General features: G+C 69.5%; 4 protein-coding genes. 1 reads left to right on the top strand and 3 read right to left on the bottom strand.

The window, feature by feature from the left end; genetic code table 11:
• Window positions 1-275 precede the first annotated feature (275 nt).
• From ACQYVW_RS16915 to ACQYVW_RS16905, 3 genes are all read right to left on the bottom strand, one after another.
• Complete coding sequence (locus ACQYVW_RS16915; protein ID WP_434935812.1) at window positions 276-785, bottom strand: gluconokinase; 510 nt, start codon at window positions 783-785, stop codon at window positions 276-278.
• A complete protein-coding gene (locus ACQYVW_RS16910) occupies window positions 782-3,085 on the bottom strand; it encodes a GH36-type glycosyl hydrolase domain-containing protein (RefSeq protein ID WP_434947811.1) in 2,304 nt (767 codons plus the stop codon). The genes ACQYVW_RS16915 and ACQYVW_RS16910 overlap by 4 nt, the downstream gene beginning before the upstream one ends.
• A gap of 62 nt (window positions 3,086-3,147) precedes the next feature.
• Window positions 3,148-4,530 carry an MFS transporter gene (locus ACQYVW_RS16905; RefSeq protein WP_434947805.1) on the bottom strand — a complete coding sequence of 461 codons (1,383 nt, stop codon included), beginning with the start codon at window positions 4,528-4,530 and terminating at the stop codon, window positions 3,148-3,150.
• A 270-nt stretch (window positions 4,531-4,800) separates the two neighbouring features.
• Between ACQYVW_RS16905 and dnaE the strand changes: the two genes are divergently transcribed.
• Window positions 4,801-8,343, top strand: a complete 3,543-nt coding sequence (dnaE, locus tag ACQYVW_RS16900; protein ID WP_434947804.1) for a DNA polymerase III subunit alpha — start codon at window positions 4,801-4,803, stop codon at window positions 8,341-8,343.
• Window positions 8,344-8,410 lie beyond the last annotated feature (67 nt).

The raw sequence follows: 8,410 nt of genomic DNA, 5'->3' as shown, positions 1-8,410 counted from the left end.
CGCACATTCTGTCACGGCCTTCTCGCTTCGTCAACACCCCGTGAGGGGTCTCGACCTCCCTTCAAGTCCGGCCCGAAGTGGGCGTTTCGTCGAAGGGAGCCGCATATCCTAGCGCGCTTTTCGAATTCGTCAACGCCTTGTGAAAAGTCGTTCCCGAGAACCGTTCATCGGCCGGAGGACCTGCGTGCGGGGCGCGAATGATAGGCCGGTGCAGACCGGCTGTCACCCTCCCCCGCGGGGCGAACGACGAATCGCGCACCCAAGCGGCGCGCGGCTCACCCCAGGGCCGCGAGCGCCTGATTCAGGATGCGCGCCGGCGGGAGCTGGATACCGATCGCGAACACGTCCGGCTCGCCGGACGGCGTTTCCAGCGCGGCGAACTGGCTGTCGAGCAGGGCCACCGGCATGTAGTGGCCCACCCGCTCGGCCATGCGCGTGGCGACCAGATCGCGTTCGCCCTGCAGGAATACGAAACGCAGCGAGAGGCCCGTCTCGCGCAGCATGTCGCGGTGGCGTCGGCGCAGGCCGGAGAAGGCCAGCGCAACCCGCTCGCCGTCCGCGACCCGGCGCTGGAGATCGGCGGCGATCCGCTCCACCCAGGGCACGCGCATCTCATCGGTCAACGGACGGCCGCTGGCCATGTGCGCGCGGGCCTGGGGACTGTGGAAATCGTCGGCGTCGAGGAACGTGGCCGGCCAGGCGTCCGCCAGCGCGCGAGCGATCGTGGTCTTGCCGCTGCCCGACACGCCCATCACCACCGCGACGCTGGCCTTTGGCGCGCTCACGCGGGCAGCTCCACGCGCACCTCGTAACGACGGCCCGGCTCGATGCCCGCGATGCGGTTGCCAGCCAGTGGCCTGCCATCCAGGACGATGCGCTGCGAGCCGATGCCGGCCATGCGCACGATTTCGACCTCGAACTCGGCGCCGCGGAAACGCCGGCGCGCGCGCGCGCGCGGCCAGTGCGACGGCAGCTGCGGCTGGATGCGCAACCCGTCGCCGTCGCCCCGCAGGCCCAGCAGGGATTCCACGATGCAGCGGTACAGCCAGGCGGCCGTACCGGTGTTGAACAGCTGGCTGGAGCGCCCAGCGGTACGCGGATGCAGCCGCCATGCGCCACGGTAGTAGTTGGGCACGAATACCGGCAACTGCCCGCGCTGGCGACACTCGTCCGCATCCGGGCCGGTGAGCATCGTGCGCAGGGTCCACCAGGCGCGATCGGCTTCCCCTGCGCCATAAAGGGCATGCATCCAGAACGCCGCGGCGTGGTTGTAGACGGCGCCGTTCTCGGCCGAGCCGGGGAACTTCTGGGTCAGCCTGCCGACATCCTCGCGCATGCGGGTGTACGGCGGCCCGAGCATCGCCATGCCGTGCGGCGAGGCCAGTTCTGCTTCCACGGCGGCGATCATCCGCTGCCGTCGCGCCGGGTCCGCGGCGCCGCTGAGCATCGCCCAGCTCTGGGGATTGAGATAGATGCGGCCTTCGGCATCATGCGCGCCGCCGAACACATCACCCTCGTCGGTGATGCCGCGCGCATACCAGTCGCCATCCCAGAGATGCGCATCGACCGCCGCATTGAACGATGCCGCGCCTTCGCGGAACGCCAGCGCCTGTTCCTGGCGGCCACCGCGTTCGCAGATGCCCGCCCACAGGTCCAGCGCATGGGCGCTGGCCAGCGACAGCCAGCCGGACACGCCGCGCCCTTTCCATCCGACCATGTTCATCGGATCGCACCAGTCGCCCTGCGCGATCCAGTTCAGGCCACGCGCGTCGCGTTGGGCGAGCAGCCATTCCATCGCGCGGTCGATGCGCGCGGAGACGGTTGCGACCTGCCCGGCGGCATCGGCGACGGGCACATCGAGCAGTGCATCGTCGCCGGTCTCGTCGAGGTAGGCCTGCAGGCAGATCGGCAGCCAGACGCAGTGATCGGTGTGCGGCACCTGGTTGATGTACTTCAGCTGCGCACCCTCGGCCAGCAGGATGCCGTCGGGCATGGCGCCGCTGGCTTCCTGCTGGGACAAGGCGAGCAGGAAGGCCGCGCGCGCGACCGCCGGCTCCAGGTAGGCCATGCCCATCTGGTCCTGCAGGTAGTTGCGCGTCTGCGGGTCGGTGGTGAGCCGGTTCGAATCGCCGTGGTAGTAGACCTGGCGCGGCAGCCAGTGGTTGGCGAATGCGTCGAACCAGGGATCGGGCGTTTCGATCTCGATGCAGCCGCGCGCCTGCTCCAGCCGCTTGGCGGACGCGGCGGACGCGGCCGTGAAGCTTTCCGCCGCGAGGTAGCGCCGGCGCAATGCCGCGACCTCGCCATCGTCCTTCGCCGGCGCGAAGACGAAGCGGAACGTCTCCTGCGCCCCATCCTCGAGCGCGATGCGGTACTGCAGCGCGGCCACCGGGGTTTCGTACAGCGCATCGCCGCCGGCGAGCGACCCTGCCATCACCGCGTCGGGCGCGTGCAGTCCGCCGGCACCTTCGAACGCGGCCTGGTTGGCCTCCCAGCCATCGGGAACGCGGTCGTGCAGCAGCACGGTGCGGTCCTTGAAGTCGCGCTGCCGGAACCAGTCCTCGACCTTCTGGTACGGCGTGACGCTGTCGCAAACGATGCCGCCGAGGTCCGTGCGATAGCGAGCGGACTGGTTCATCCACGACATGTAACCGACCGGGAAGTAGGGGTACAGGCTCAGCCGCCGCGCCCGTCCGGAGACATTGCGCACGCGCAGCGTCCACAGTTCGGCCACCTCGTCCGGCGGCAGGCACACCGCCAGCTCCACCTCGATGTCGTCGCACCGCACGGTCCAGGCCACGTCCGCGGCGCCCACTGAGAAGCGGAAGCTGTCGGGCACGCGGTTGACGGGCGCGTGCGGCGCGGAGAACAGCGCGCCGCTGTCCTCGTCCTTGACGTAGCAGAAGCGGCCGGGGTGGTGGGCGTAGTACGGCTGCTCGGGCTGCATGAAGGTTTTCGCCTCCAGCGCCGGGGCATGCGCATACTTGGCCGGCTCCGGCTGCATGAACTGCGCGGTCGCGTAGCCGCGGCAGTTGAGCTGCAGCAGCATGCGCCGGTTCCACAGGAAGGTGGAGGCCTGGGGCATCGCCGTGGGGCTGGTCAGCACGCAGCGCCGGCCGCCGTCCTCGAACTCGCACGGCGACGCGCTCACGCGGCCGGTTCCCGCCGCGCCTGCAATTCGGCCTGCACTTGCTCCAGCGCGCGATCGTCGAGCGGATAGAACCGCATCACCCAGGCCGCCATCAGCGCCACGGCGCCGGGAATGACCGTCAGCAGCAGGGCGATACCTTGGCGGGAAGCGTCGCTCTGCGCTTCGTTGGCCACGTAGCCCAGACCCGCCAGCACCCAGGCGATCAGCGCCGAGGCCAGCGCGCCGCCCAGCTTCTGCGAGAAGGTCGCGGCCGAGAAGGTCATCGCGGTGGCGCGGCGGCCGGTCTTCCATTCGGTGTAATCGGCGCAGTCGGCGTACATCGAGAACGCCAGTGGCGACTTCGGCCCCAGCAGCAGGCCGATCAGGGTATTGATGCCCAGCAGCAGCCAGATCTGGTCGGGCGGCACCAGGTACATGGCGCAGCTGAGCACGCCCACGGCCGCCATCAGCCACATCATCAGGCGCCGCTTGTCCACGTAGCGCGTCATCAGCGGAGTCAGCGCGGCGCCCACCGCCAGCGCGACCGAATAGATGCCGAGGAAGGTGCCGGTGAGTCCGGGTTGTCCGACGTAGTACTTGAGGTAGTACACCAGCGAGCCGCTACGCATCACGATCGTCACCATGATCACCAGCGCCAGCACGAACAGCACAAGCCAGGGCCGGTTGTGCAGCAGGTCGACGATGTCCTGGCGGACCGCGCTGCGCTGCGTCGGCGAGGGCGCGATGCGCTCGCGCGTGCTCAGGAACACGGTGGCGAAGGTGGCCGTGGCGATCACGCCGTACAGCGCCAGGGTCAGCTGCCAGCCCAGTGCCTCGTCGCCGCGCCCCAGCCATTGCACCAGGTCCAGCGTCAGCCAGCTCACCAGGGTGGTGCCGGCGAACGCGGCGATGAAGCGGAAGCTGATCAGGGTGGTGCGCTGCTGGCTGTCGGCGGTCATCACCCCCGAGAGCGCCGAGTACGGCATCGACAGCACGGTGTAGGCCAGCATCATCAGGCTGAAGCTGGCGTAGGCCCAGAGCAGCTTGCCGCCCTGGTCGAGGTCGGGAACGGTCCAGGTCAGTACGCCGGTGACGGCCAGCGGCAGCGCGCCCCACAGCATGTAGGGACGGAACCGGCCCCAGCGGGTGCGGGTCCGGTCGGCCAGCGCACCGATCAGCGGGTCGGTGATCGCATCGATGATCTTGGTCACCAGCATCATCGTGCCGACCGCGGCCGCGGCCAGGCCCATCACGTCGGTATAGAAGATCAGCAGGAAGGCCGAGATGTTGGCCCAGTACAGGTTGAAGCCGAAGTCGCCGATGCCGTAGCCGGCCTTCTCGCGAAAGCGCAGGCGCGCGCGCGCGCTGCCGTCCGCACTGATGGCTGCTGGCTGGACCATGTTCCTCCCGTCTGGCCGATGACCGGCGGCTGTGGAGCGGTACGGCGTGATAGCGCTATCAAGAGTGCCGGGATCGCCAGGCGATGGCAAACCAGGTTGCGGATGTCACCGTTTCGGCGATCCCGCCTGCGTGCGGGCAAGACCCGGACCTGGTTCCCCCGTCGCCGGACCCGGGCGCGGCGCTGCGGGGCGGGCCGCGGAGGGGGTGTCAAGCCTTGTTCCGCCCGTCTCCCGCACCTACCCTGCCCCTGCCCGCCTGGCCCCGCTGCGATGTCCCGCTTCGTCCATCTCCATCTCCGCAGCGAGTACTCGCTGGCCGACTCCACGATCCGGATTCCGGATCTGGTCAAGCGCTGTGCCGCGCTCGGGCAGCCGTCGGTCGCGATCACCGATCGCAACAACCTGTTTTCACTGGTGAAGTTCTACCGGGCGGCGGAAGGCGCGGGGATCAAGCCGTTGGCCGGCGCCGACGTGCTGGTCGCCGACGGCAACGAGCCGGCCTGGCTCCTGACCCTGCTGGTCCGCGATCACGACGGCTACCTGTCGCTCTCCCGCCTGCTCAGCCGGGCCTGGATGCAGGGCCATCGCAACGACGGCGTGGTGGTCCGCCCGGAATGGCTGGCCGACGACGCCACCGGGCTGTTTGCCCTGGCGGGACGCCACAGCCTCGCCGGCCAGCAGCTGGCCGGCGGCCGCGACGACCTCGCCGGCCAGGCCCTGGCCGACCTGCAGCGCGTCTATGGCGAGGACTGCTTCCTCGAACTGACCCGTTGCGGCCTGCCGGGCGAGGACGACTTCAACGGTTTCGCGCTGCAGGCCTCGTCCGCGCGCGGCATCCCCGTGCTGGCCAGCAACGACGTGCGCTTCCTGGACGCCGACGGCTTCGAGGCCCACGAGGCGCGCGTATGCATCGCCTCCGGGCGCGTGCTGGACGACCCCAAGCGGCCGAAGGACTACGCGCCGGGCCAGTACCTCAAGTCCAGCGAGGAGATGGCCGCGCTGTTCGCGGACGTTCCCGACGCGATCGACAACACGGTCGCGCTGGCGCAGCGCTGCAACCTCGAGCTGCGGCTGGGCACGTACTACCTGCCCGCCTACCCGGTGCCGGACGACGAGACGCTCGACACCTGGATCACCGTGCAGGCGCGCGAGGGCCTGGAGCGACGCCTGGCCAAGTATCCGCTGGCGCCGGGCCATACCCGCGAAAGCTACTTCGAGCGGCTCGACGTCGAGCTGGGCGTCATCATCAAGATGGGGTTCCCGGGCTACTTCCTGATCGTCTCGGACTTCATCAAGTGGGCCAAGGAACACGGGATCCCGGTCGGGCCGGGCCGCGGTTCGGGCGCCGGCTCGCTGGTGGCCTGGGCACTGGAGATCACCGACCTCGACCCGCTGCCCTACGACCTGCTGTTCGAGCGCTTCCTCAACCCCGAACGCGTGTCGATGCCCGACTTCGACATCGACTTCTGCATGGACCGGCGCGACGAGGTGATCGACTACGTCGCCGCCAAGTACGGCCGCGACCGCGTCAGCCAGATCATCACTTACGGCACCATGGCCGCCAAGGCGGTGCTGCGCGACGCCGGCCGCGTGCTGGGCCACCCCTATGGCTTCGTCGACGGGCTGTCGAAGCTGATCCCGCTGCAGCCGGCCGATCCGCTGTCGCTGGAGGACGCGATCGGGCGCAGCAAGCGCTCGCAGAAGGACAGCAGCTATGTCGTGGCCGAGTTCAAGCAGCGCTACGAGGAGGAGGACGAGGTCCGCGACCTGGTCGACCTCGCGCTGCAGCTCGAGGACCTGACCCGCAACGCCGGCAAGCACGCCGGCGGCGTGGTGATCGCGCCTTCGCCGCTATCGGACTTCTGCCCGCTGTTCGCCGAACACGACGAGGGCGGGCGCGGCCGCAACCCGGTCACCCAGTTCGACAAGGACGACGTGGAAGCCGTCGGCCTGGTGAAGTTCGACTTCCTCGGCCTGCGCACGCTGACCATCATCGACTGGGCGGTGAAGGCGATCAACGCGCGCCGCGCGGCCCGGGGCGAGGAACTGCTCGATATCGGCGCACTGCCGCTGGACGACAAGGCCAGCTACGAGCTGATGGCGCGCGGCGACACGGTCGCGGTCTTCCAGTTCGAATCGCGCGGCATGCGCGAGCTGCTCAAGCGCGCCAAGCCCGATACCTTCGAAGACATCATCGCGCTGGCGGCGCTGTTCCGCCCCGGGCCGCTGAGCTCGGGGATGGACAAGGAATGGTGCGACCGCAAGCACGGCATCGCCGAGGTGAGCTATCCGCACCCGGCGCTGGAGCCGGTGCTCAAGCCGACCTACGGCGTGATCGTCTACCAGGAACAGGTGATGCAGATCGCCCAGGTCCTGGCCGGCTATTCGCTGGGCGGCGCCGACCTGCTGCGCCGCGCGATGGGCAAGAAGAAGCCCGAGGAGATGGCCAAGGAGCGCGCCAAGTTCGAGACGGGCGCGGCGGCGAACGGGGTCGACGCGAAGACCGCGACCCAGATCTTCGACCTGATGGAGAAGTTCGCCGAGTACGGCTTCAACAAGTCGCACTCGGCCGCCTACGCGCTGGTGGCCTACCAGACCGCGTGGTTGAAGGTGCACTACCCGGCCGAGTTCATGGCCGCGGTGATGTCCTCGGACATGGACAACACCGACAAGGTGGTCGGCTTCCTCAACGAAGCCAAGGCCATGGGCCTGACCGTGCTGCCGCCGGACGTCAACGCCTCGGCCTACATGTTCGAGGCCATCGAAGGCGACGAGGACGCGCAGGGTCGCCGCACCACCATCCGCTATGGCCTGGGCGCGGTGAAGGGCGTGGGCCGCGGCGCCTGCGAGGCGATCATCGAGGCGCGTGGCGGCGGTTATGCCGACCTGTACGAGTTCTGCAAGCGCGTCGATTCGGGGCGGCTCAACCGGCGCACGCTCGAGGCGCTGATCCAGGCCGGCGCGCTGGACGCGCTGGCGGGCAACCGCGCCTCGCTGATGCTGCAGCTGCCCGAGGTGCTCAAGGCCACCGACCAGATCGCGCGCAACCGCGCCGCGGGCATGTTCGACATGTTCGGCGGCGGCGGCGAGGCCGACATCCAGATCGAGCTGCCGACCTGCGACGAGTGGCCGCTCAAGCAGAAGCTCGACGGCGAACGCGACACGCTGGGCCATTACCTCAGCGGCCATCCGCTCGATCCCTATCGCGCCGAACTCAAGGGCCTGGTCGGCCACGACCTCGGCCAGCTCGACCAGCTCTGGGCCGGGCGCTCGGAGTCGGAGTCGCGCGGCTGGCGCCCGGAGACCACGGTGGTCGTCGCCGGCCAGGTGCTGGCGATGCGCAAGCGCGGCGATTCGCAGGCCTTCGTGCAGATCGAGGACGGGCGCGGACGGCTGGAATGCGCGTTCTTCGCCGAGGAGTACTTCAGCTACGCCTCCCTGCTCACGCGCGACCGCATCCTGGTGATCGAGGGCGGACTGCGCGAGGACGAGTTCAGCGGCGGCTTCGCCCTGCGCGCCCGGCGCTGCTGGGATTTCGAGCAGGTCTGCGCGCAGAACGCGCAGGGCCTGTCGCTGCGCCTGGACTTGCGCGTGGCCGGCGCGCTGGAGCGGGTGGAGTCGCTGTTCGCCCAGCACCGGCCCGGCAGCACCCCGCTGCGCTACGAGCTGCTGCTGCCCTCGGGTTCGACCGGCAAGCTGGACGTGAACGGCGCCCACGGCGTGCGCGTGGCGGCGGACCTGCCGTCCACCCTGCGCAGCCTGCCCGGCGTACGCCAGGTGCGGCTGTCGCTGCAGCGCCCCTGGGTCGGCTGAGGCCGGGCGACCATACGTTCCGGACGCCCCGGTACGGTGGCCCGGGGTCCAGTCGGCTAGACTTTCC

This window comes from Luteimonas campi (genome assembly GCF_051162505.1).
In the GTDB taxonomy this organism is placed as follows: domain Bacteria; phylum Pseudomonadota; class Gammaproteobacteria; order Xanthomonadales; family Xanthomonadaceae; genus Luteimonas.
The sequence above is the reverse complement of the archived record's forward strand: the minus strand, read 5'-3'. Positions and strand labels throughout refer to the sequence as shown.